The 23,271-nt window shown below is 69.6% G+C and carries 24 protein-coding genes; 15 read left to right on the forward strand and 9 right to left on the reverse strand.

From position 1 onward, the window contains the following. Positions 1-260: 260 nt before the first annotated feature. Positions 261-1,427: a sensor domain-containing diguanylate cyclase gene (locus A3CE_RS0122135; protein ID WP_020642300.1), complete on the forward strand. Its 1,167-nt coding sequence runs from the start codon at positions 261-263 to the stop codon at positions 1,425-1,427. Between the two features lie 5 nt (positions 1,428-1,432). On the opposite strand, the gene A3CE_RS0122140 is transcribed toward A3CE_RS0122135, so the two are convergent. Further along, positions 1,433-2,077 (reverse strand): TetR/AcrR family transcriptional regulator, encoded by a 645-nt coding sequence (locus A3CE_RS0122140; protein ID WP_020642301.1) that lies wholly within the window; start codon positions 2,075-2,077, stop codon positions 1,433-1,435. Between the two features lie 88 nt (positions 2,078-2,165). Between A3CE_RS0122140 and A3CE_RS0122145 the strand changes: the two genes are divergently transcribed. Next, the gene (locus A3CE_RS0122145) at positions 2,166-3,389 is read left to right on the forward strand and encodes a lipase family protein (protein WP_020642302.1); all 1,224 of its coding nucleotides are present in this window, start codon (positions 2,166-2,168) and stop codon (positions 3,387-3,389) included. A gap of 71 nt (positions 3,390-3,460) precedes the next feature. Here the strand turns inward: A3CE_RS0122145 and A3CE_RS0122150 are convergent, their stop codons facing one another. Beyond that, positions 3,461-3,871, reverse strand: coding sequence for a DUF3151 domain-containing protein (locus A3CE_RS0122150; RefSeq protein WP_026468739.1), 411 nt, complete (start codon positions 3,869-3,871; stop codon positions 3,461-3,463). A 302-nt stretch (positions 3,872-4,173) separates the two neighbouring features. Between A3CE_RS0122150 and A3CE_RS0122160 the strand changes: the two genes are divergently transcribed. After that, positions 4,174-5,352 carry a hypothetical protein gene (locus A3CE_RS0122160; protein ID WP_020642304.1) on the forward strand — a complete coding sequence of 393 codons (1,179 nt, stop codon included), beginning with the start codon at positions 4,174-4,176 and terminating at the stop codon, positions 5,350-5,352. Positions 5,353-5,366: 14 nt separating this feature from the next. Further along, entirely contained in the window at positions 5,367-5,489 is a 123-nt protein-coding gene (locus tag A3CE_RS59325; protein ID WP_020642305.1) for a hypothetical protein, read from the forward strand. Between the two features lie 52 nt (positions 5,490-5,541). Here the strand turns inward: A3CE_RS59325 and fbaA are convergent, their stop codons facing one another. Together fbaA and A3CE_RS0122175 are read right to left on the reverse strand one after the other, a co-directional pair. Continuing rightward, on the reverse strand, positions 5,542-6,573 hold the full coding sequence (fbaA, locus tag A3CE_RS0122170; protein WP_020642306.1) for a class II fructose-bisphosphate aldolase: 1,032 nt from the start codon (positions 6,571-6,573) through the stop codon (positions 5,542-5,544). 155 nt (positions 6,574-6,728) lie between these two features. Further along, positions 6,729-7,550: an LLM class F420-dependent oxidoreductase gene (locus tag A3CE_RS0122175; RefSeq protein WP_020642307.1), complete on the reverse strand. Its 822-nt coding sequence runs from the start codon at positions 7,548-7,550 to the stop codon at positions 6,729-6,731. An 85-nt stretch (positions 7,551-7,635) separates the two neighbouring features. On the opposite strand from A3CE_RS0122175, the gene A3CE_RS0122180 reads away from it, so the two are divergent. The 3 genes from A3CE_RS0122180 (at position 7,636) to A3CE_RS51480 (ending at position 11,136) form a co-directional block, all read left to right on the forward strand. Then, positions 7,636-8,550, forward strand: a complete 915-nt coding sequence (locus A3CE_RS0122180; protein WP_020642308.1) for an aldo/keto reductase — start codon at positions 7,636-7,638, stop codon at positions 8,548-8,550. 70 nt (positions 8,551-8,620) lie between these two features. Then, on the forward strand, positions 8,621-9,556 hold the full coding sequence (locus A3CE_RS0122185) for an SDR family oxidoreductase (RefSeq protein WP_020642309.1): 936 nt from the start codon (positions 8,621-8,623) through the stop codon (positions 9,554-9,556). 74 nt (positions 9,557-9,630) lie between these two features. Continuing rightward, complete coding sequence (locus A3CE_RS51480; RefSeq protein WP_020642310.1) at positions 9,631-11,136, forward strand: flavin-containing monooxygenase; 1,506 nt, start codon at positions 9,631-9,633, stop codon at positions 11,134-11,136. Here the strand turns inward: A3CE_RS51480 and A3CE_RS0122195 are convergent. After that, positions 11,096-11,380 carry a YciI family protein gene (locus tag A3CE_RS0122195; RefSeq protein WP_020642311.1) on the reverse strand — a complete coding sequence of 95 codons (285 nt, stop codon included), beginning with the start codon at positions 11,378-11,380 and terminating at the stop codon, positions 11,096-11,098. The genes A3CE_RS51480 and A3CE_RS0122195 overlap by 41 nt on opposite strands. A gap of 200 nt (positions 11,381-11,580) precedes the next feature. On the opposite strand from A3CE_RS0122195, the gene A3CE_RS0122200 reads away from it, so the two are divergent. From A3CE_RS0122200 to A3CE_RS0122215, 4 genes are all read left to right on the forward strand, one after another. Further along, complete coding sequence (locus A3CE_RS0122200; protein ID WP_043792503.1) at positions 11,581-12,153, forward strand: RNA polymerase sigma factor; 573 nt, start codon at positions 11,581-11,583, stop codon at positions 12,151-12,153. 91 nt (positions 12,154-12,244) lie between these two features. Further along, the gene (nagA, locus tag A3CE_RS0122205) at positions 12,245-13,396 is read left to right on the forward strand and encodes an N-acetylglucosamine-6-phosphate deacetylase (RefSeq protein ID WP_020642313.1); all 1,152 of its coding nucleotides are present in this window, start codon (positions 12,245-12,247) and stop codon (positions 13,394-13,396) included. A gap of 23 nt (positions 13,397-13,419) precedes the next feature. Further along, a complete protein-coding gene (locus tag A3CE_RS0122210; protein WP_020642314.1) occupies positions 13,420-13,806 on the forward strand; it encodes a hypothetical protein in 387 nt (128 codons plus the stop codon). 44 nt (positions 13,807-13,850) lie between these two features. Next, a complete protein-coding gene (locus A3CE_RS0122215) occupies positions 13,851-14,552 on the forward strand; it encodes a DedA family protein (RefSeq protein WP_020642315.1) in 702 nt (233 codons plus the stop codon). Between the two features lie 191 nt (positions 14,553-14,743). On the opposite strand, the gene A3CE_RS0122220 is transcribed toward A3CE_RS0122215, so the two are convergent. Both A3CE_RS0122220 and A3CE_RS0122225 read right to left on the reverse strand, forming a co-directional pair. Next, the gene (locus A3CE_RS0122220) at positions 14,744-16,135 is read right to left on the reverse strand and encodes an FAD-binding oxidoreductase (RefSeq protein ID WP_020642316.1); all 1,392 of its coding nucleotides are present in this window, start codon (positions 16,133-16,135) and stop codon (positions 14,744-14,746) included. A gap of 85 nt (positions 16,136-16,220) precedes the next feature. Further along, positions 16,221-16,646, reverse strand: coding sequence for a PPOX class F420-dependent oxidoreductase (locus tag A3CE_RS0122225; RefSeq protein WP_020642317.1), 426 nt, complete (start codon positions 16,644-16,646; stop codon positions 16,221-16,223). 184 nt (positions 16,647-16,830) lie between these two features. On the opposite strand from A3CE_RS0122225, the gene A3CE_RS0122230 reads away from it, so the two are divergent. The 4 genes from A3CE_RS0122230 to A3CE_RS0122245 all read left to right on the forward strand — a co-directional run bounded on the left by A3CE_RS0122230 (position 16,831) and on the right by A3CE_RS0122245 (position 21,610). Continuing rightward, on the forward strand, positions 16,831-17,361 hold the full coding sequence (locus A3CE_RS0122230) for a MarR family winged helix-turn-helix transcriptional regulator (RefSeq protein ID WP_020642318.1): 531 nt from the start codon (positions 16,831-16,833) through the stop codon (positions 17,359-17,361). Continuing rightward, entirely contained in the window at positions 17,358-19,958 is a 2,601-nt protein-coding gene (locus tag A3CE_RS0122235; RefSeq protein ID WP_026468743.1) for an MFS transporter, read from the forward strand. The genes A3CE_RS0122230 and A3CE_RS0122235 overlap by 4 nt, the downstream gene beginning before the upstream one ends. Then, entirely contained in the window at positions 19,955-20,776 is an 822-nt protein-coding gene (locus A3CE_RS0122240) for a YceI family protein (protein ID WP_020642320.1), read from the forward strand. The genes A3CE_RS0122235 and A3CE_RS0122240 overlap by 4 nt, the downstream gene beginning before the upstream one ends. Positions 20,777-20,941: 165 nt before the next feature. Beyond that, positions 20,942-21,610 carry a DedA family protein gene (locus A3CE_RS0122245; RefSeq protein ID WP_020642321.1) on the forward strand — a complete coding sequence of 223 codons (669 nt, stop codon included), beginning with the start codon at positions 20,942-20,944 and terminating at the stop codon, positions 21,608-21,610. Between the two features lie 9 nt (positions 21,611-21,619). Here the strand turns inward: A3CE_RS0122245 and A3CE_RS0122250 are convergent, their stop codons facing one another. Both A3CE_RS0122250 and A3CE_RS0122255 read right to left on the reverse strand, forming a co-directional pair. Further along, the gene (locus tag A3CE_RS0122250; RefSeq protein WP_020642322.1) at positions 21,620-22,033 is read right to left on the reverse strand and encodes a VOC family protein; all 414 of its coding nucleotides are present in this window, start codon (positions 22,031-22,033) and stop codon (positions 21,620-21,622) included. Between the two features lie 181 nt (positions 22,034-22,214). Further along, positions 22,215-23,225, reverse strand: coding sequence for a 2OG-Fe(II) oxygenase family protein (locus A3CE_RS0122255; protein WP_026468744.1), 1,011 nt, complete (start codon positions 23,223-23,225; stop codon positions 22,215-22,217). Between the last annotated feature and the right edge of the window lie 46 nt (positions 23,226-23,271).

A 23,271-nucleotide genomic window follows, 5' to 3' on the forward strand; every position in this document is an offset into this window, starting at 1 on the left:
TCTTTGCCGCGCATCGCTGGCCACCTCTCGTTCCGGTGTCAACCAAAAAGTACACACCGAAAGCCCTTGTGGACAGCACGCAAACGATCTGAAACTGTCCGTGAGTAGATTGTCACCGGTCAGCTGCGCAAGGGTCTGGGGGAAAAATGGTCACATCGGGGGAACGGTCTGGACAAGGCTCGGTTTTTGGGGTTGCGGACTGGGCACTGTGGACCCGGCCACGAGCCTGGGTCGCCGTCACGCTCACCGCGATCGCCGTCATGCTGGCCTGGACCGTGGCCACGACGCTCTCGATCCCGGTCACGCTCGCGAACTTGGGGACGTTCGCGCTGCTCACGGCCCTGGCGGTGACCCAGACCGAGGTCAGCAGGCGGATCGAACGCCAGCGCCGGATCCTGAGCAACGGCCCGCACATCAACATGACGTCGGTCTGGCTGCTGCCCGCCGGGTTGCTGGTGCCGCCGCAGCTGGTGGCCGTCCTGGGCACGGTGCTCTACGTCTACCTCGCGTTCCGTAGCTGGTCTGGCACCCGTCCGGGTGAAGCTCACCGCGTGGCGGCCAACGCGACCACGATGATCCTGTCCGGCTTCGCCGCCGGTCTCGTCGCGGACTACTTCAGCGGGCACGGGATGGTGGCCGTCGCGCTCGCCGCCACCGCGTTCTTCACCGCCAACACCGCGCTCACCGGCCTCGGCCTGTACCTGGCCGCCCCGGAGAAGGCGACCGTCGAAGGCTGCCTCGGCAACATGGACGACAACCTGCTGGAGCTGGCCACCCTGTGCGTCGGCGGCCTGCTCGTCATGGTCCTGACCACCGAGCCGCTGCTGTCGGTGCTGGTCATCCTGCCGCTGTACGTGCTGCAGCGGTCGGTGCTGATCAAGCGGCTCGAGGAGCTCGCCACCACCGACCAGAAGACCCAGCTGCTCAACGCCACCACCTGGCAGGACGGCGCGCAGCGCGAGATCTCGCGCGCCCAGCGCGAGAACGGCAGCTTCGGCGCCCTGATGATCGACCTCGATCACTTCAAGCGGATCAACGACACCTACGGGCACCTCGCGGGGGACGACGTGCTCAAGGCGGTCGCCGCCGTGGTCAAGCAGGAGACCCGGGCGCACGACCTGGTCGGCCGGTTCGGCGGCGAGGAGTTCGTCGCCCTGCTGCCCGCGACGTCCAAAGAGGACGCGATCGTCACGGCGGAGCGGGTCCGGCAACGGATCAGCGAGCTGATCATCAGCACCAAGACGAACGAAGGCGCCGCCGTCGACATCCAGCGCCAGACAGCGTCCATCGGCGTCGCCGCCTATCCACTCGACGGGGCGTCGATCGAGGAAGTGATGGCGTCCGCCGACGCGGCCGTGTACGCGGCCAAACACGGCGGCCGCAACCGGGTGGTGGGGTCCGCCGCGGTGGCCTTGGCCGCGGCTTAGCGGCCTCACCGCAGCCGGTCGATGACGTCGCTCGCCTTCGTCTGGAGGCGGGCGACCCCGCCGACGGTGAACTCGGTGAGCAGGTCGATCAGGGCATCCTGGTCCGGCGGCTCGCCGTCCCAGGTGGCCTGGACCAGTGACTCGGTCATCGCGAAGAAGAGCGTGACGAGCGCTCGGTCCGCGCGGCCGGAGTCGATGCCGTGCGCGGCCCACCGCTTGCGGCTGGCCTCGGCGTAGACGACGGCCAGCCTCTCCCTCAACCGGGTGAGAGCGGGGTCGCCCGCGCGCTCGGCCGCTCGGAGCACGCCGTAGCCCTCGGGGTGGGCGGCGACGAAGGTGACCATGTTGGCGTAGTTGGCGCGCGCCCAGGCCCGCAGGCCGGGCTGTGTGTCGGCCACCGACGGCCCCGCGATGGCGGCGAAGGCGCTTTCCTCGGTAGCGGCCACGACCTCGGCGAACAGGGTCGCGCGGTCGCCGAACTGCTCGTAGACGGCCTGGCGCGAGACGCCGGCTTCGCGCGCGATCTGCTCGATCGTCGCGCCCTGCATCCCGTGCTGCGCGACGACCCTCGCCGTCGCGTGCAGTACCCGGGCGCGCTGCTCCCCGACCGGCAGCTTGCGCGGCCGCCCGCGCGGGGCCGGGCTTGACATAGTGCTCCACCTCACGTGATTCTTTTTCCGACACCTCTGTCCAAAAAGGTGTTCCCCGCGCACCCGCCCTGCTCAACGAGGAGCAAGCATGCGTATCTTCCTCCGCCGCGCCCTGCCCGCGGCCGTCGCCACGGTTTCCGTTCTGGTACTGGCGACGCTCGGCCCGCCATCGGCTTCGGCCGCGTCCTTCTACGATCCGCCGTCCCCCCTCCCCGCCGGCGCCAACGGCGACCTCATCCGGCACGAGGCGTCGACGTTCTACGTCGATCCGATCCAGCTGATCAAGGCCGACGCGAACGTGCAGCGGATCATGTACCGCAGCACCGACACGCACGGCTCGCCGATCGCCGTCACCGGCACGGTGCTGACCCCGCGGTCGGCGTGGCACGGCACCGGCGCGCGCCCGATCGTCTCCTACGCCGTCGGCACCCAGGGCGAGGGCGACGACTGCGCGCCGTCGAAAGCGCTTGCCGCGGGCTTCGAGTACGAAGGGCCGTTCATCGCCGGGCTGCTGACGCGGGGCTACGGCGTCGTCGTCACCGACTACGAAGGGCTCGGCACGCCGGGCGACCACACGTACGTCAACCGCGCGGCGGAGGCGCACGCGGTGCTCGACGCGATCCGCGCGGCACAGCGGCTGCCGGAGGGGGGGCTCCCGGCCGACGGCCCGGTCGCGATCGCGGGCTACTCCCAGGGCGGCGGCGCGTCAGCCGCGGCGGCCGAACTCCAGCCGAGCTACGCGCCCGAACTGAACCTCAAGGGCGCCTACGCCGGCGCGGTGCCGGCGGACCTCGCCGAGGTGGCCAAGAACCTCGACGGCCACTACGCGGTCGGCTTCCTCGGCTTCGCGCTGGTGAGCATGAACTACGCGTACCCGGAGCTGAACATCCCGGCGCTGCTCAACACGCGCGGCAAGCAGCTGTTCGAGCAGGTCCGGACCGAGTGCACGGTCGAGGCGATCGCCGCGCACGCGTTCACGCAGTCGTCGACGCTGACCAACGACGGCCGCTCGCTGACCTCGTACCTCGGTGACGAGCCGTACCGGTCGCGGGTGGCCGAGCAGAAGATCGGGTCGCTGAAGCCGGCGGTGCCGGTGCTGATCGTCCACAGCGCGCTCGACGACATCGTGCCCTACGCGCAGGACCGCGACCTGGGCCGGACGTGGTGCGGCAAGGGCGTGAAGGTGCAGTTCAGCACGACGCTGATCCCGACGCACGTGCTCGGCGCGGTACGGGCGTTCCCCGAGGCGTTCGCCTGGCTCGAGGGCCGCTTCGCCGGCCTCCCCGCACCGGTCAACTGCGGCTGGTTCTGACCCTGCCGAAAGCCGTGAATGGCACATTGAGGGACTTAGAGTCCCTCAATGTGCCATTCACGGACTTGGGGTCACTTCAGGCCGGTGGCCTCGGAAGCGGCGGGGTCGGAGTCGGCGAGGAAGGTCCGGCAGCGCTCGTACTCCTCGGTCTCGCCGATCTTCCCGGCGGACTTGCCGAGCACGGCGAGAGCGCGCAGGAACCCCTGGTTGGGGCGGTGCGACCACGGCACCGGGCCGAAGCCCTTCCAGCCCGCGCGGCGCAGCTGGTCGAGACCCCGGTGGTAACCGGTGCGGGCATACGCGTACGCGGCGACGGTCTCGCCCGCGTCCAGGGCCTTCTCGGCCAGCGAAGCCCACGCTTCGCTGTAGTCGGGGTGTTCGGCGGCGACGGCGGCCGGGTCGTTCCCGGCGTCGAGCGCGGCCTGGGCGGTGGTGTGCTCGGGCAGCAGCGTCGGCCCGGGGCCGAGCAGGTTGTGCGTCATGCCGCCCATTGTGCCTCTAGAAGATTGTGCCCTCAGAAGAACAGGCTCCCGAGCACCCCGGCACCGGCCAGCACCAGCGCGGCGACCAGCACGCCCGCGACAACTCGTTTCGGCATCATGGCCGCACACCATGCCAACCCGTGGCCGCGGAAAGCAAGTCGTCCACCCCTACGGGTGAACCCTGGCGCGAAGCGCCTCCGTTGAGGGCGGTGGTGGGGAAGAAGGTCGGGGGAACCCCGATTTTCGCGTCCTTTGCCACGGTCTTGGCCCACTCGTGACCATGACCGGCCATGATGTCTCGCATGGCCAAGGCAGTCGACGTCCCGGCGGACGTGATCCCGCGCAGCCCGATCGGCAAGACACGGCTGTTCTTCACGCGGCACTGGCACCGCGGCGCCCCCGGGCAGCCGACGCCGGACTGGGTGCTGCGGTTCTGCTACGGGATGTGGCTGACGGCGTTCGCGTTCAAGCTGGTCGGCTCGTCGTGGGACATGTCGTGGCACTTCCGGTGGCTGCGCGACGACCTGGCACCTCCGCACCTGATCAACACCGTGGGCACGGTGATCATCGTGGTGCTGGTGGCGATCCACAGCTACACGGGCCTGGGCTGCGACAAGCGGTCGCTGCGGCTGATGCAGATCGGCCTGCTGACGTTCCTGGTCGCGGCGCCGCTCGACGTGATCAACCACCGCGTCAACGGGCTCGACCTGACCGCGTGGAGCCCGTCGCACCTGATGCTCTACCTGGGCACGGGCATCATGCAGGCCGGCGTGCTGCTGGGCTGGCTGAAGTTCGCCCCGCCCGGCCGGTTCCGCACCGGCGTGCTGCTGGCGCTGTGGGCGTTCTTCCTGGAGAACACGTTCTTCCCGAACGGCCAGCAGGAGTACGGCATCCTCGGCCTGCGTGCGTGGGAGCGCGGGAAGCCGGAGGCCGAGCAGACGCTGCTGGACTTCGCGGCCAACCAGATCGGCCACCCGGTCGACCGGACGGCGGTCCTGCACTTCACGATGCCGATCCCGGAGTGGGTGTACCCGCTGTGGGGCATCGGCGTGATGGCGTTGATCCTGGCCCTGGCCCGCCGGACCCTGGGTTTCCGCTGGTCGGCTTCCGCGGTGGCGCTGGCGTACGTCGCGTACCGCTCGGTGATGTGGCCGCTGCTGCTGGGGCTGGGCTTCCCGGTGTCGACGGTGCCGTTCTACCTGCTTTTCGTCGGCCTCGCGGTGGACCTGGCGTTCACGATCGGCCGCGGCCACGGCATTCTGACGGCGGGCGTCGGAGCCCTGCTGGTGACGGCGTTCGGGTACGGCGCGTTCTGGCTGCAGTCACAGTTCCGGCCCTGGGTGCTGGGCGACGCGCACACGGAGTCAGCCCCACCGGCGGCCTACTGGACGGCGGCGGTGGTGCTGGCGGGAGTGTTCGTGCTGTGGGCAGCGGCCGGTCCGGCTTTGCGCCGATGGTCCTCGAGGCGGGTCACGACGTAGCCCATACTCGTTCGATGAAGATCATCGACGAAGTCGAGCTTCGCGACGAACTCGACGACATCATGGACGCCGTGGAGATCGCCGAGTTGCGACTGCCGGCCCGGCGCAGGCGATTACCCGAGGCGGACAACGTCTGAACACGACGAAGGGGCCGCCACGAAACTTCCGTGGCGGCCCCTTCGCGCGTGACTACTTGAGCTTCGTCCCCGCCGAGCCGAGCGCCTGGCAGGCCTCGACCACACGCTGAGCCATGCCGGCCTCCGCGGCCTTCAGGTACGAGCGCGGGTCGTAGACCTTCTTGTTGCCGACCTCGCCGTCGATCTTCAGCACTCCGTCGTAGTTCTTGAAGAAGTGGTCGACGATCGGGCGCGTGAACGCGTACTGCGTGTCCGTGTCGACGTTCATCTTCACCACGCCGTACGACACCGCCTCGCGGATCTCCTCCGGCAGCGAGCCCGAGCCGCCGTGGAAGACCAGCTCGAACGGCTTCGAGCCCGCGTCCAGGCCGAGCTTCTTCGACGCCGCCTCCTGGCCGCCCTTCAGCACGTCCGGGCGCAGCTTCACGTTGCCCGGCTTGTACACGCCGTGGACGTTGCCGAACGTCGCCGCCAGCAGGTAACGACCGCGGTCGCCCGAGCCCAGCGCGTCGATCGTCTTCAGGAAGTCGCCTTCGGCCGTGTACAGCTTCTCGTTGATCTCCGCCTCGACGCCGTCCTCTTCGCCGCCGACGACGCCGATCTCGACCTCGAGGATGATCTTCGCGGCCGCCGTCTTGGCGAGCAGCTCCTGGGCGATCTCGAGGTTCTCGTCGAGGTCGATCGCCGAGCCGTCCCACATGTGGGACTGGAACAGCGGGTTCTGGCCGTTCTTCACGCGCTCGGCCGAGATCTCGATCAGCGGGCGGACGAAGCCGTCCAGCTTGTCCTTCGGGCAGTGGTCCGTGTGCAGCGCGACGTTCACGCCGTACTTCGCCGCCACGACCTGCGCGAACTCCGCCAGCGCGGCCGCGCCGGTCACCATGTCCTTGACCTTCTGGCCCGACGCGAACTCCGCGCCGCCGGTGGAGAACTGGATGATGCCGTCGCTCTCCGCCTCGGCGAAGCCGCGAATGGCGGCGTTCACGGTCTCGGACGAGGTCACGTTGATGGCCGGGTAGGCGAACTCGTTCGCCTTGGCCCGGTCGAGCATCTCCGCGTAGACCTCGGGGGTGGCGATGGGCATCGTTGACTCCTCCTTGACACAGGGTGGTCCCGACCGCATCGTACGAGGTCCTCCGCCACCGCACACCGGTCCCCGCACAGAAACTTCCGCGCACGTGGAATCGGTTCAGAAGAGGGTCCGCCCGGCCGCCGGATGCACCGGCGGCCGGATCGGGATCACAGCAGCTCGGAGGCCAGCGCGCTGTATGCGGGCCACGGGTCTTCGTTCAGCACCTGCACGATGACCTGGTCCGCGCCCGCCTCGAGGTGCGCCCGCAGGCCGGTGGCGATCGTCGCCGCGTCGCCGTGGAGGGCCAGCGCGTCGACCAGGCGGTCGCTGCCCTCGCCTTCGAGGTCCTCGTCCGTGAAGCCGAGTTTCCGCAGGTTGGCGACGTAGTTCGACAGCCCCAGGTAGTACTTCACCGTCGCGCGGCCGATCGCCCTGGCCTCCTCGGCGTCGGTCCCGAGGACGACCTTGTGCTCCGGCGCCAGCAGCTTGCCCGAGCCGAGGATCTCCCGGGTGCCGCGAGTGTGCTCCGGCGTCGCCAGGTATGGGTGCGCACCCGCGGTCCGGTCACCGGCCAGCTTGACGACCTTCGGCCCGAGCGCGGCCAACGCCCGCCCGGAGACCGGCACGCCCGCCTTGTCGAGGCCGTCGAGGTAGTCGACCAACGCCTCGTACGGCTTCTTGTACTCCTTGGTCGCTTCGCGGTGCCCCGCGCCGACGCCGAGCAGGAAACGGTCCGGGTACTTCCCCGCGATCCGCTCGTACGCCTTCGCGATCGAAGCCGGTTCGTCCTGCCAGATGTTCACGATGCCGGTCGCGATGACCAGGTGGTCGGTCGCCGCGAGCAGGTCGTCGACGTAAGCGAGGTCGCCGCCCGGGGACGCCCCCAGCCAGATCGCGCCGTAGCCGAGCTTCTCCGCCTCCGCCGCGAAGTTCGCGTCGACGCCCGAGTAGTGCCGCCAGATACCGAGCTTGCCGAGTTCGATTGCCATGGAACACTCCAACGCACGAGAAACCGATTTTCGTCCCGGCGTCCCATTCTGTGGAAAACCGCTGGAACGGGCTAGCGTCGAACGCATGACCAAGCTGGGCACCACCGACCTCGACGTGTACGGACTCAACCTCGGCGGCAACGTCTTCGGCTGGACGGCGGACGAGCCGCAGTCCTTCGCCGTGCTGGACGCCTACACCGCCGCGGGCGGCAATTTCGTGGACTCCGCCGACCTCTACGGCGGCGGCGGGGGCTCGGAGGAGATCCTGGGCAACTGGCTGACCGCGCGACACAACCGCGACGACGTCATCGTCGCGACCAAGGTCGGGTTGTGGGACGACAGGCCGGGCCTGTCCGCGAAGAACATCCAGGCGGCCGCGGAGGATTCCCTGCGCCGCCTGAAGACCGACCACATCGACCTCTACTACGCCCACCGCGACGACCCGGACACCCCGCTCGAAGAGACCCTCGAAGCGTTCGACGCGCTGGTCCGCGCGGGCAAGGTCCGCTACCTGGGCGCCTCCAACTACACCGCCGGACGGCTTGCCGAAGCACTGTCCATTTCGGACCGGAACGGGCTGGCGCGATACGCCGTCCTGCAGCCGCACTACAACCTCGTCGAACGGGACTACGAGCGCGACCTCGCCCCGCTCGTCGAGCGCGAAGGCCTGGCCACACTGCCGTACTTCGCCCTCGCGCTGGGATTCCTCACCGGCAAGTACCGCACGAAGGACGAGACCGGCGACAGCCCGCGCGCCGCCCGCGCCGCGTCCTATTTGGACGGCCGGGGCGAGCGTGTGCTCGCGGCACTCGACGAAGTGGCGCGGGCGCACGGCGTCTCGGTCGCCACAGTGTCGCTCGCGTGGCTGCGCGTCCAGCCGACGGTCGCCGCGCCGATCGCCAGCGCCCGGACGCCGGAGCAGCTCACCGACTTGATCGCGTCGGTGCGCCTCGACCTCTCGAACGCCGAGGTCACCGCCCTGAGCGACGCCGCAAGCTGAACATACTCACGGGTAGCTTACTGCGGGTAAGTTGAGGTACGGTGCCTCCAAGCGACGTCTAGGAGGCACCGTGGCCAACCCGTTTTCGCTGCTGAGCGGCACCAAGAAGGTCGACGGCAAGGTCGTGCTGATCACCGGTGCGGCGCGCGGCATCGGCGCCGGGCTGGCCGAGCGGCTCGCCGCCCGCGGCGCGAAGGTCGCGCTGGTCGGCCTCGAAGCCGAAGAGCAGCAGAAGGTCGCCGACCGGATCGGGCCGAACGCCCGCGCCTGGGAGGCCGACGTCACGAGCTGGGACGCTCTGGAAAAAGCGACAGCGAGCGTCGTCGAGCACTTCGGCGGGATCGACGTCGTCATCGCGAACGCCGGCATCGCGACCGCGGGCTTCGTCCGCTCGGTCGACCGGGCCGCGTTCGAGAAGGTCATCGAGGTCGACCTGCTCGGTGTCTGGCGCACGTTCCGCGTCACGCTCCCGCACGTCATCGAGCGCAAGGGCTACCTGCTGGCCATCTCGAGCCTGGCCGCGATCACGCACGCGCCGGGCATGGCGAACTACGCCGCCGCCAAGGCCGGCGTGGAAGCGTTTTCGAACAGCCTCCGCGCCGAAGTCGCCCACCTGGGCGTCAAGGTCGGCGTCGCGCACCCGACGTGGATCCGCACCGACCTCGTCGAGAGCGCCGACGCGCACCCGGTGTTCGGCAAGCTCCGCGCGTCGATGCCCGGCCTGCTCGGCAAGACCTACCCGCTGGACGTCGCTCTGGACGACCTCGAAGCGGGCATCCTCAAGCGCGCCCGGACCATTCACGTGCCGCGCTGGGTCGGCGGCCTCAAGCTGCTCCGCGCGTTCCTGCCGCCGATCATCGAGATCGGCTCGCGCAGCCGGGTACCTTCGGCGGACAAGGCCGCGCTGGCCGACATCGAGGCGCGCGGCGCGTTCGAGTCGGCGGTCACCGGCTACGGCGGGCGGGCCGCCACCACGGCCCGGGTGACGGGACGTACCAACCAGTAGGGAGTACTTTCAAGTAACTGTTACTTGAGGTAACGTCATCCGGGCAGCATCCTCGAAACAGCGGAGGCCGACAGATGACCGAGCGGTTCAAGGTCGTGATCGTGGGCACCGGGTTTTCCGGGCTCGGCCAGGCGATCCAGCTCGAGAAGGCCGGCATCCGGGACTACGTGATCCTGGAGAAGGCCGACGAGGTGGGCGGCACCTGGCGCGACAACTCCTACCCCGGGTGCGCGTGCGACGTGCAGTCGCACATGTACTCGTTCTCGTACGAGCAGAACCCGGACTGGTCGCGGTCGTTCTCACCGCAGCCGGAGATTTTCGGCTACCTCAAGGAAGTCGCGGACAAGTACCGGCTGCGCGAGAAGATCCGCTTCGGCGTCGAGCTGACCGGCGCCCACTGGGACGAGCGGGAGCGCCGCTGGACGGCAACGACCAGGGACGGCCGCGAGTTCGTCGCGCAGTTCCTCGTCTCCGGCGTCGGCGGCCTGCACATCCCGCAGCTCCCCGAGCTGCCCGGCATCGCGGACTTCCAAGGCCAGACCTGGCACTCCGCGCGGTGGAACCACGAGTACGACCTGCGCGGCAAGCGGGTCGCCGTGGTCGGCACGGGTGCCAGCGCCGTCCAGTTCGTGCCGAAGATCGCCCCCGACGTCGCCGAGCTGACGTTGTTCCAGCGCACGCCGCCGTGGATCATGCCGAAGCCCGACCACGCCATGCCTTCGTGGGCGCAGACGCTGTTCAAGCGCGTCCCGGGCACCCAGCGCGCCTACCGCAACGCGCTGTACTGGTTCCTGGAGGCGCGCGCCATCGGCTTCAACGGCCACCCGGCGATCATGAAGGCCGGCGAGCTGATCGCGAAGCGGAACATCGCCAAGGGCATCGAGGATCCCGCGCTGCGCAAGAAGGTCACGCCGGACTACACGATGGGCTGCAAGCGCGTCCTGATCTCCAACGACTACTACCCGGCGCTGAACCGGCCGAACGTCGAGGTGAACACGTCCGGGATCAAGGAGGTCAGGGCGCATTCGATCGTCGACTCCGCGGGCGTGGAGCACGAGGTCGACGCGATCGTCTACGGCACCGGATTCAAGGTGACCGACGCGCTGGAGTACCTCGACATCACCGGCGTCGACGGCCGCAGCCTCGCCAAGGAGTGGGCGGCCGAGGGCATGCGGACGCACCACGGCATCACCGTGTCCGGCTACCCGAACCTGTTCTTCCTGCTCGGCCCGAACACCGCGCTCGGCCACAACTCCGTCGTGTTCATGATCGAGTCGCAGGCGCGGTACGTCGCCGACGCCATCAAGCTCGCCGATTCGCGCGGTGCCGCCGCGCTCGACGTCCGGCCGGGCGTGCAGGACGAGTTCCAGCGCGAGATCCAGGACAAGCTGGTCAAGGGCGTCTGGACGCAGGGTGGCTGCAAGAGCTGGTACCTCGACGCGCAGGGCGTGAACCGGACGATCTGGCCCGGGTTCACCTGGCGCTACTGGCTCCAGACGCGCAAGGTGAACCCGGCCGACTACGAGCTGACCGGGCGGGTCACGGCTCCTGAGGCAGCCACGCGCCGATCACCGGCTTGAACTCGCGGACGGTCCGCTCGGCGACGACCCCTTCCAGGAAGTACGGGTCCCGGTCGATCGTCTCCTTCAGGTGCGCCTCGTCGTCAGCCTGGTAGAGCGTGATGCCGCCGGTGCCGTCGCCCAGCGGGCCGGCGACCGCGACGCGGCCCTCCTCGGCCAGCTTGACCAGGAATTCGCGGTGGCGGGGCCGCACCTCCTGCAGCTTCTCCTGGACGTAGGTGATTTCGACGAGGAACCAGGCCATGTGGATCTCCGGGGTCGTGCGCGGGGCGGACGGACCCGACGCTACCCGCGTCACAGGTGCGTCCGGCATCCGATCTGTGGCGGGGGCAGGTGAACCGGATAGGCTGGGCATGCGTCAGTACCTGTGTGAGCGCTGTGAATACCGTGAACCTGCTGACGCGGCACACCGTGCAAGCCGGGGTCGAGAACAGGCAGGGGTTCATGCTCGAGGGCAATGCTGAACGCAGCGTCGAGGCAACCCTCGGCCAGCTGCGGGTCATGGACGGTCCGGCCCCGGCACAGACGCCGGCGCCACTGACCCTCGAAGACCTCTACCGCCAGCACCGGATGCGGCTGGTCCGGCTGGCGATCCTGCTGGTCGACGAGCCCGCGACGGCGGAAGACGTCGTCCAGGAGGCCTTCACCGGCCTGCACCGCAACTGGGGCAGGCTCCGGGACGCCGCGGCCGCGGTCGGCTACCTGCGCACCGCGGTGGTCAACGGGTCGCGCAGCGTGCTGCGCCGCCGCAAGACGGCGCGGGAGTACGTGCCGCCGCACGCGGTGAACGCGCGGTCCGCCGAGAGCCTCGCGATGCTCTCCAGCGAGCACCAGGCAGTGGTCAGCGCGCTGTCCAAGCTGCCGCCTCGCCAGCGCGAAGTGCTGGTGCTGCGTTACTACGGTGGGCTGAGCGAGGCCGAAATCTCTGAGGCCGCCGGTATCTCCAAGGGTACCGTTAAATCGACCGCCAGCCGGGCGCTCGAGGCACTCCAGAAGGCCATGCAGGCGCCACAGTGACCCGGGTGGACCACTCCGATCACTGAGTCGTATCACCATGCTTGGTCCAGACCAATATATGCTGGGGCGCGTGAGAGGCGCCGGAGATTTCGTGATCATGGGCGGCCGGGTGGCCACCCCGGACCGTGTACTCGACGACGGCTGGGTAGCCGTCACCGACGGGCGGATCGCCGGCGTGGGTTCCGGGACCCCGCCGTCCGGCGAGCACGTGGACGTCGGAGGGGCGCTGGTCGTCCCCGGGTTCATCGACACCCACTGCCACGGCGGGGGAGGTGCTTCGTTCACCTCCCTCGATCCCGGGGAACTCCTGACGGCGGTGCGAGCGCACCGCCGTCACGGCACCACGACCATGCTCGCCAGCCTGGTCTCCGACCCGGTCGACATCCTGCGTGAGCAGGTCGCCGCGCTGCGTGAGCTCGTCCAGGACGGCGAGGTCGCGGGCATCCACCTGGAAGGGCCGTTCATCTCGAAGGCCCGGTGCGGGGCGCACGACCCGGAGACGCTGCTCGAGCCGGACACCGGCACGGTCGAGAAGCTCCTGCGCGCGGGCCAGGGCGCGATCCGGATGGTCACCATCGCCCCCGAGCTGCACGGCGGCGTGAAGGCCGTCCGGCAGCTGGCCGAGTCCGGCGTCATCGCCGCCATCGGGCACACCGACGGCGTCGAAGAGCAGCTCCTGCCCGCCATCGACGCGGGCGCGACCGTCGCGACCCATCTGTTCAACGGCATGCGGCCGCTGCACCACCGCGAGCCCGGCCCGATCGGGGCGCTGCTGGACGACGAGCGCATCACCATCGAGCTCATCTGCGACCTGGTGCACCTGCACCCGACCGTGGTGCGGCTGGCCGCGAAGCACGCGGGCCGCGACCGGACGGTGCTGATCACCGACGCGATGTCGGCCACCGACGCGGCCGACGGCCGCTACACGCTGGGCCGGCTCGAGGTCGACGTGCACGACGGCGTCGCCACGCTCGCCGACAACGGCTCCCTGGCCGGCAGCACCCTGACGATGGACACCGCCTTCCGCAATCTGGTCCGGGGTGCGAAACTCGGCATTCTCGACGCGGTGCACGCGACGTCGCAGCGGCCCGCGGAGCTACTCGGCATCGCCGGCCACACGGGGATGCTGTGCTCCGGCTACGCGGCCGACATCGTGGTCCTCGACCAGGACCTGCGGCCCGCGAAGGTGCTGCGCCGGGGTGAATGGGTCGCCGAGGTCGGAACGGCTACCTTGAGCACATAGTCACGACGACCGGACGGGCGGAGATGAGCGAGCCGAAGGACCCCGAGCAGTTGCTGGCGGACGCCCTTCGCGCGCAGGCGGTCTTCGCCCCGCAGGTGTCGCCACCGCCGTCGTCGCCACCGGCTCCTGTTCGCGACGCCGAGCCGAGCACCGACGCCGTCCCGACCAACGCGATCAACGAGCTGCCGTCGGCGTACGGCCTGCTCTCGGGCGCGGGCGCGGACTCACTGGAGCGCGAGCGGGCGGCGCTCGACGCCGCGTCCGAGGCGCCCACGACGTTCGCCCCGCCGCCGCCGCTGCCTCCTCCTCCGCGCGCGTCGGCGCAGCTGCCCGCGTACTGGATCTTGCTGCTGGCCGTGCTGCTGGGGCTCGCCGCGGGGTCCGTGGTCGGCCTGCTGACGCTGGTCTGACGGGTCTCAGTCACGACTCAGGGTGACCCTGTACCGTTTTTGGGGTGATTCTCGCCCAGAGCACGGTCAACACGATGTCGCTCCTGCCGTCATGGCTGGACCCGCAGCACCTGCTGAGCGGCCTGACGGCGCCGGTCATCGCGGTGCTGTGCCTGATCATCTTCATCGAGAGCAGCATCTTCCCGGTGCTGCCCGGCGATTCCCTGCTCTTCACGGCGGGCCTGTTCATCGCGAACGGCACCCTCGACGCGCCGTTGTGGCTGGTCTGCGTGCTGGTGACGGTCGCGGCGCTGCTCGGCAACGTCGTCGGCTACTACGTCGGCTACTTCGCCGGGCCCAAGCTGTTCAACCGCCCGGACTCGAAGTTCTTCAAGCGCGAGTACGTCGACAAGACGCACGAGTTCCTGGAGAAGCACGGCCCGAAGGCGGTCGTCCTGGCCCGGTTCGTGCCGTTCGTCCGGACGTTCATCACGTGGATCGCGGGCATCGGCCGCATGGACCCGAAGCGCTACTTCACGTACACGGTGATCGGCGGTGTCCTGTGGGCCGCGGGCATCACGATCCTGGGTTCGCTGCTGGGGAACATCTCGTTCATCGCGAAAAACGTGGACGCGATCTTCGTGCTGATCGTGCTCGTGTCGGTGGTCCCGATCGGGCTCGAGTACCTCAAGTCCCGCCGCGAGAAGAAGGCCGTGGCGGAGACCGACCCCGAGGTCACGCAGCGGATCCCGCGCATCAAGGACTGAGCGCCGAGTACCGGGGCGCCCGAAACTGCCGGACCCCCGCGGTAACCGCGGTGTCTTGAATGACTCATTCAGGACTTCGGAGGTCCTGAATGAGTCATTCAAGACCTCGGGCGAGCCGCGAACCGGACGCGACTTCGCCGGAACCCGGCCCGGGCGGGTGACCTCTCTTCGCGCAGGTCAGGGCGCGCAGGTCAGGGCATCGAGAACATCGAGCCCGGGTTGAACAGGTTCTCCGGGTCGAGGGCCTGCTTGATCTGCCGGTGCACCCGCATGCCGATCGGCCCGATCTCGCGCTCCAGCCACTCGCGCTTGATCTTGCCGATGCCGTGCTCGCCGGTCACCGTCCCGCCGAGGGACAGGGCGACCTCGAGGATGTCGTCGAACGCGCGGCGGGCGCGGGCGAACTCGTCCTCGTTGCCGGGCTCGTAGACGATCGTGGGGTGCATGTTGCCGTCGCCGGCGTGGCCGACCACGGCGATCCGCAGGCCGACCTCTTCGCTGATCTTCTCGCAGCCGCGGATGAGCTCGGCGATCCGCGTCCGCGGGACGCAGACGTCGTCGGTCAGCCAGACGCCGTACATCTCCAGCGCGGTCAGCACGACCCGGCGGACCTGCAGCAGCATCCGGCCTTCTTCGACGTCCTCGGTGGTGTAGGCGGGGTCGGCGCCGCAGTCGACGCAGATCTGCTCCAGCGCCGCCAGCTCGCGGCGGGCGACCTCGCCACCGGCGTCCGACTGGCCGAGCAGCAGCGCCCGGCAGTCCGAACCCGCGCCGAGGTCGGTCTTGAGGTACGCCTCGGCCGCCTTGATCGACGACGCGTCCATGATCTCCAGCAGCGACGGCACCAGCCCTTCGCGGACGACACGGGCGACGGCCTCTCCGGCCGCCTCGGTGGTGCTGAAGCCCGCGACGAGCGTCGACGGCGCCTGCGGCAGCGGCTTGAGCTGGACGGTCGCCTGCGTGATGACCCCGAGCGTGCCCTCGCTGCCGACGAACAGCCGCGCGAGGTCGTATCCGGCGACGCCCTTGACGGTGCGCCGGCCGGTCTTGAGCAGCGAGCCGTCGGCCAGCACGACCTCGAGGCCGAGGACGGAGTCGGTGGTCACGCCGTACTTCACGCAGCAGAGGCCGCCGGCGTTGGTGGAGAGGTTGCCGCCGATCGTGCACCAGTCGTAGCTGGACGGGTCCGGCGGGTAGAACAGGCCCTGCTTCTCGACGGCGTTGCGGAAGTCCAGGTTGACGACGCCGGGCTGCACGACGGCGAGCCGGTTGCCCGGGTCGATCTCGACGATCCGGTCCAGCTTGACCAGCGACAGCGTGACGCACCCGTCGATGGCGTTCGCCGCGCCGGAGAGCCCGCTGCCCGCCCCGCGCGGCACGATCGGCACCTTGGCCTCGGCGCACGCCTTGACGACGGCCTGCACCTGCTCGGCGTTCGCCGGCAGCACCACCGCCAACGGCCGCCCCGACGGCGCCAGCGGCATCATGTCGCGGGCGTAGGAGGCGGTGACGTCGGAATCGGTGAGCACTGCGCTCTTGCCGAGCAAGTCGCGCAGCCGGCTGACAAAAGCTTCGTGGCCCATGACTCGATGGTAAGCCCGGGGAGTCCGCACTGCGGAAAGTTTGTTTCGAATCCAACCCTTGCGGCCCAACCCGGGCAAACCGGCGTCAGCGGACCAGGCCGAGCAGCTTCTCGACGTGGATGGTCAGCAGGACCCGCTGGTCGGTGACCATGGCCTCGCGGTACTCGTCCCAGTCGGGGTGCTCGCCCGCCGCCCGCCGGTAGTAGCCGACGAGCGCCTCCACCGTCGCGTCGTCCCGTGCGGCCGCGGGAGGCGTCAGCTCCGCGCGTCCCTCCACGACCGCGTAGCTCCAGCCGTCCTCGCTGCCCACGTGGTAGGTCACCCGCGGGTCGCGCCGCATGTTCCTGGTCTTCGCCCTGGTCTCGGTGACCGACGCGATGATCGTGCCCGCCTCCGCGTCGTAGTGGTGCGTGATCGTGGAGAGCTGGGGCCGCCCGTCGCGGCGGATCGTGGCCAGGACGCCGTGGCTGCGCGCGGCGATGAAGTCCTTCAACGCTGTGTCGTCGGTCATAGTTCTTCCAACCCTCAGCCACCGCCGTTGTTCCGCAGCCCGGAGGAAATCTGCTTGCATACGACAACTAAAGTGTGTTGCACCACAACCCGAGGTACTCCGCTTGCGTAACCGCTTGTGAAGGCACATCCTTGCCTGAGGCAACTAGTTGCAGCCGCCAACCAACGCCTTCGAAGGATCACCCATGGCACCGAACACCGCCGCCGCCCGGCCCAGGGCCGAACTCGACCTCGCCGACCAGCTCGGTCACGAGCTCGTGCGCCTGGTCCGCCTGATCAACAAGGCGAAGTCGCAGGTGTCGAAGCAGGGGCCGGACGGCATCGAACGGGCGGCGTACGCGATCCTCTTCACCCTCATCCACGAGGGCCCGCAGCGGACCAGCCGGCTCGCCGAGTCGCTCCACTCCGAGATCTCCACGATCAGCAGGCAGTCGAGCTCGCTCGTCCAGCACGGCCTGGTCGAACGCCAGGCCGACCCGGAAGACGGGCGGGCCTGCCTCCTCGCGCCGACGGCCGAGGGCATGCGGGTGTTCGAAGAGAACCGCAAGCAGCGCAACCAGTGGCTGGCCGAAGTACTCGGGGACTGGACCGAAGGGGAGATCCAGACCCTCAACCGGCTCTTCGGCCGGCTCAACACAGGTATCGAGAACCACTCTCCACAGCTGGCCGACGCGCAGCCGTCCGCCAGTGCACCGGCCAAGGGGGCCAACGCATGAGTTCCACCACAGAAGCACCGTTGCAGGCCGAGGTGAAGCAACCACCTCGGCTGAGCCACCGCCAGATCGTCACGATCCTGAGCGGCCTGATGTGCGGCATGTTCCTCGCCGCGCTGGACCAGACGATCGTCGGCACGTCGATCGTCAAGATCGCCAACGACCTGCACGGCTTCGACCTGCAGGCCTGGGCGACCACGGCGTACCTGATCACCTCGACGATCGTCACGCCGATCTACGGCAAGCTGTCCGACATCTACGGCCGCAAGCCGTTCTACCTGGCCGCGATCGGCATCTTCGTGGCCGGTTCGCTGGCCTCGGCCTTCGCGCAGTCCATGTACGAGCTGGCCGCGTTCCGCGCGGTGCAGGGCCTCGGCGCCGGCGGCCTGATGTCGCTGGCCATGACGATCCTCGGCGACATCGTGCCGCCGCGTGAACGCGCGAAGTACCAGGGTTACATCCTCGCCGTGTTCGGCCTGTCGACCGTGCTGGGCCCGGTGCTCGGCGGCTTCTTCGCCGGCATCGAGCACGCCGGCAGCATCTTCGGCTACGACATCCACGGCTGGCGCTGGGTCTTCCTGATCAACGTCCCGATCGGTGTCGCGGCGCTGTTCGTCGTCGCCAGGGTGCTGAACGTGCCGCACGAGCGCCACGACCACAAGATCGACTGGTGGGGCGCGCTGACGCTGGTCGTCGCGGTCGTGCCGTTCCTGATCGTCGCCGAGCAGGGCCAGAAGTGGGGCTGGGGCGACGGCAAGGCGATCCTCTGCTACGTCGTCGGCGGTGTCGGCGTCATCGCGTTCATCCTGGTCGAACGGTGGATGCAGGACGCCGCGCTGATCCCGTTGCGGCTGTTCAAGAACTCGACGTTCACCGTGGCGATCATCGGCGGTGTCATCGTCGGTGTCGCGATGTTCGGCGCGATCACGATGATCCCGCAGTTCCTGCAGGTCGTGCAGGGCAAGACGCCGACCGAGTCCGGTCTGCTGATGCTGCCGCTGATGGCGGGCATCATGACGAGCTCGATCGTGTCCGGGCGGATCACCGGGAAGACCGGGCGCTACAAGGTGTTCCCGATCGTCGGCACCCTCATGATCGCCGCCGGCGCGTTCTTCTTCGCGCAGGTCGACTACGACTCGCCGCTGTGGCACCCGCTGACCGCGGCCGCCATCATCGGTCTCGGCCTCGGCCAGTGCATGCAGACGCTGATCATCGCGGTGCAGAACGCCGGCCCGCGCAGCGACATGGGCGTCTCGACCGCGTCGGCGACGTTCTTCCGCCAGATCGGTGGTACCGCGGGTGTCGCGATCTTCCTGACGGTCCTGTTCAACACCCTGATGCCCAACATCACCAAGGCGTTCGGCGGGCAGCTACCCCCCGGCGCCGGCGCGAGCGTCGGGAACCTGTCCGAGAACACCAGCGTGATCCAGTCCCTGCCGACCGCGATCAAGACGCCGATCCTGGTCGGTTTCACCGACTCGATCACCACGGTGTTCTACATCGCCGGCGCGGTGGCGCTGCTGGCCACGCTGGTGCTGCTGTTCATGAAGGAGATCCCGCTGACCAACGCGGCCCCGGCCGCGGCGGCCATGGAGGGCGGCGAAGCGCTGCTCGACGCGGACAACAGCGCCGACCACGCCGACGCGCCCACCGAGATCGTCAAGGCGGTGCGTCCGGCCGACCGCGAGCCCGCGCTGGTCGGCGGCGGGAAGCACGCGCTGAACGGGAACGGCCACGGCGACTACCAGGCCGTGTCGGGCGCGCTGCCCATCACGAACTCGGTCGCCGACTCCGAGATCGACGTCCCCGTCGGCACCGGCGGGGTGCCCGTGACCGGGCACGTCCGCCGTCAGGACGGCAGCCACGTGCCGGGTGCCGCGCTGACCCTGATCGACCAGCGCGGCCGCCAGGTCGCCCGGGCCACCGGGGCGGCCGACGGCAGCTTCTCGGTGCCCAGCCAGGGCCCGGGCGCGTACGTGCTCATCGTGTCCGCGCACGGCCATCAGCCGCAGGCCTCCAGCGTCGTGATCAGCAACGGGCCGGCGACGGCCGACGTCACGCTCACCGGGTCCGGCGAGCTGACCGGCACCGTGCGGGCGGCCACCGGCGATCCGCTGGCGAACGTGACCGTGACGCTGACCGACGGCCGGGGCGAGGTGAACGGCGCGTTCATCACGACCGCGGACGGCACCTACGCCTTCGTCGGAGTCGGCGCCGGGGCGTACACGCTGGTCGCCAGCGGCCCGGGCTACCGGCCCTTCGCGGTGACGCTGACCGTGCCGGACAGCGGAGTGCTGCGTCACGATGTCGAGCTCGCGAGCTCGGTGCTGCTGAGCGGCACCGCGCGGACCGAGGGCGACCGGATCGTGCCGGACGCGCGGATCACCGTGCTCGACGCCGAAGGCAACGTCGCCGCCGTGGCCCGGACCGACGACGAAGGCCGGTACGTGGTCAGCGATCTGCCCGCGGGCGCGTACACCGTGGTCGCGAGCGGCTACCCGCCGGCGACCAGCCAGGTGGAGCTGACCGGCGGCGAGGCCGGCCACGACGTCCGGCTGAGCTACGACCAGGCGCTCGACGAGCTGGTCGACCGGTCATGACCGGTTTGCGCGCGACCTTCCGCACGGCCGAGGGCTGGGCGGTGGAGCACGCGGTGCTCACCGTCACCGACCCGGCCGGGCGGCAGGTCGCCCGCCAAGCGGCGGACGTCCGCGGGGAAGTCGTCACCGAGGCGCTCACGCCGGGCGTCTACACCGCCGTCGTCACCGCGGCCGGGTACACCCCGGTCGCGCGGACGACGCAGATCGCCTCGGACGGCAGTGGCTCGCTCGGCGACGTCGTGCTGGCCCCGGTCGCCGAGGCGGTCGACCTGCCGGCCGCCGGGCCGTGGGTGATCGACCCGGTGCACTCGTCGGTCGTCGCGACCGCGCGGCACATGGGCATCGCGAGCATCAAGGCGCGGTTCCCGGACCTGTCCGGCCGGATCGAGATCGGCCGGCCTGCCGAGCGGTCGACGGTGCACGCCGAGATCAAGGCGGCGAGCGTCGAGACCGGCATCAAGATGCGCGACGACCACCTGCGCTCGCCGGACTTCCTCGACGTCGACGTGCATCCGGTGATCACGTTCACCAGCACCGGAATGCGGCAGCGTGGCGTGGACGCGTGGACGTTGACCGGTGAGCTGACGCTGCACGGCGAGCGCCGTCAGATCGAGCTGGAGCTCACCTACGGCGGCTGGAACCCGGACCCGTGGGGCGGCGTGCGCGCCGCGTTCCACGCCGAGACGACCCTGCACCGCCGCGACTTCGCGATCAACTACAGCGCGCTGGCCCGCGCCGGTGTCGCGGTGGTCGGCACGACGGTGAAGGTGGAGCTGGACATCGAAGCGGTGCAAGGCGAGTCGCTGCCGCAGTACTGAAGTTCCCTGAGGGGCACCTTCATGGCTCTTAGCGCCATGAAGGTGCCCCTCATGACTTTCACCCCTGGTGAGGGGACGGGTACCGTTCGTGAAAGCTGACTTCCGTGCGAGCCCGATTCGACCGTTCGGCGCGGGGAGTTCACCTGGGCCACGTAGGCTCCGGGTGTGAACGTCGTGAGCATCGAGGCCGCGGGCGTCGGCGTGAGCTGGCTGGACACCGCCGGGCCGCTGCTCGTCTGGGTGATCGTGCTGAGCTTCGTGCTGGTCGAATGCGCGTTGATCATCGGGCTGTTCCTGCCCGGCGACTCGCTGCTGTTCGGGGCCGGCGTGGTGCTGGCGCAGCACGGTTCGGACGCGAACGCGTGGTTCCTGTCGGGGGCCGCGCTGATCGTCGCCGTCCTCGGCAACCAGATCGGTTACTACATCGGACGCGGCAGCGGCACCAAGCTCATCGCGCGCCGCGACGGGAAGGTGCTGAACCGGCACAACCTCGAGCGCGCGCAGCGGTTCCTGGACCGCAAGGGCTTCTTCGCGATCGTGGCGGCCCGGTGGATCCCGTGGATCCGCACGCTCGCGCCGCTGATCGCCGGCGCCGCCCGGATGGACCCGCGCCGGTTCATGGCGGCGACCGCGCTCGGCGGGCTGCTCTGGGTGCCGACGCTCGTGCTGCTCGGCTACTACGGCGCCGGGCTGCTCGACGCGCTGCCGTGGCTGAAGACGGCCGCGCTGTGGCTCAGCATCGCGTTCTTCGTGTTCGGCACCGGGTACGGCGTGCTGCGCTACCGCCAGGAGATGCGCCGACCGGTGGACGACCGCGACGACGCGAGGGCGTGACTCCCCGGCTCAGAGCTGCGGGTCGGCCCAGATCTCGAGCTGGATGCCGTCGGGGTCGCGGAACACGATGACGCGCGAGCCCTCGAAGGTGCGTGACGGCGCGACCGGCAGGTAGGAGACGCCGAACTCGGCGAGCCTGCTCTCCCATTCGGCCAGCTCGGCGGCCGTGTGGACCCGGAACGCGACGTGGTCGAGCCCGGTCCGGCGTTCGTCGAACCCGCGCCTGCCGGTGTCCGCGTGCTGCACCAGCACCACGGAGAACTCGTCCCCGGCGGACCGCAGCACGACCTTCCGCAGACCCGTGTCCGGCTCTTCGCGCCGGGTGACCTCCTCGAGGTCGAGGACACGCACGTACCACGGCACGCTGCGGTCCACGTCGGTCACGGTGAGCGCGAGGTGGTGCACGGACATGAGTTTGGCCATGGCTTCCGAAGCCGTCCTTTCGCGTGGCGGCTTCCCAGAGTTACACAGCGCCTGGCCGCCGAAACCGAGGTGACCAAGTTCCCGGTCCGATCGTGATCTCGCCGTCTCCGGCCGTCCCAGCAGGCGGACGGAGCCCACCAGCGGTCACCCCCGTCTCACGGATGGTGACCGCCGGTGACATCTACCGGCTGATTGCCCGCAACCGATCGAGGCGTCCCTCCTCGTGAATGCGCTTGGTCGTCACCCGGTCGGGGTAGCAGCGGGTGAACATGTTCGTGAAGTGCGTGCCGTAGTGGATGCGGTCGTCCCCGCCGTCCAACGGGCGGACGGTGGTGCGGAACGACGGCTCGTGGAAGTACGCCAGCGTGTAGCGCTCCCGCGTCGCGAGCCGGACCTTGTGGGGCGTCGACAGCAGCGCGCCGCCGGTGAGGAACTGGAGGATGTCGCCGGGGAAGACGGTGAACACCCGCGGCTCGGGTTCGACGAAGTGCCACGGCTCGTCGTCCTGGTACATCCCGGCCGTGCTCTCCTCCGGCAGCCAGTTGCGGCGGCGGGGTTCCCCGGGCACCGGCGGCCGGATGAAGAGCCCGCCCACCTCGTCCTGCGCGGCGATCACGAGCAGGCCGTAGTCGGTGTGGGCGCCGATGCCGCGTTCGGTCGTCGCGGACCGGGCGGGGAACCGCAGCACGCGCATGTGGTGCCAGCCGTCGCGGGTGAGCCGGGTCAGCCGGTCGATCTCCACCTCCAGCCCGAGCGCGACGAGCCGCAGGAGCTTCTCGCCGGTTTCGCCGACTTGCCGGAGGTAGGCGCGCATCGCCGTTCGGTAGCCGTCATCGGGCCACGGGACCGGCCCGTGGCACGGCCAGCCTTCGGTGACGCGGGTGTCGGTGAGCGGGACGTCCGGGCACACCGTGAAGATCTCGGAGAAGTCGGCTTCACCGGCGGTCACTTCTTCCCCGGAAGCGATGTAGCCGCTGTAGGTCAGGTCGCTCACGAACTTCGCCTTTTCCGGCAAAGATCTGCCGAAGAACCGGCGGCTTGCGGCAAGCGCTTCCTCGGTGATGCGCTCCTGTTCCGCCGTCGCGGCGATCTGGAAGATCCCGTCGGTCTCCCAGGTACGGACCAGCTGGCGGCCCAGTATTCGATCAACTGTCGTCCCGCTCACCGAATCGGGGAGCTCAAATGTACGCATTCTCCTGTTCACCTTTCGCGCGGTTTCGGGAACGTCAACCACACGA

This window comes from Amycolatopsis balhimycina FH 1894 (genome assembly GCF_000384295.1).
Lineage (GTDB): Bacteria > Actinomycetota > Actinomycetes > Mycobacteriales > Pseudonocardiaceae > Amycolatopsis > Amycolatopsis balhimycina.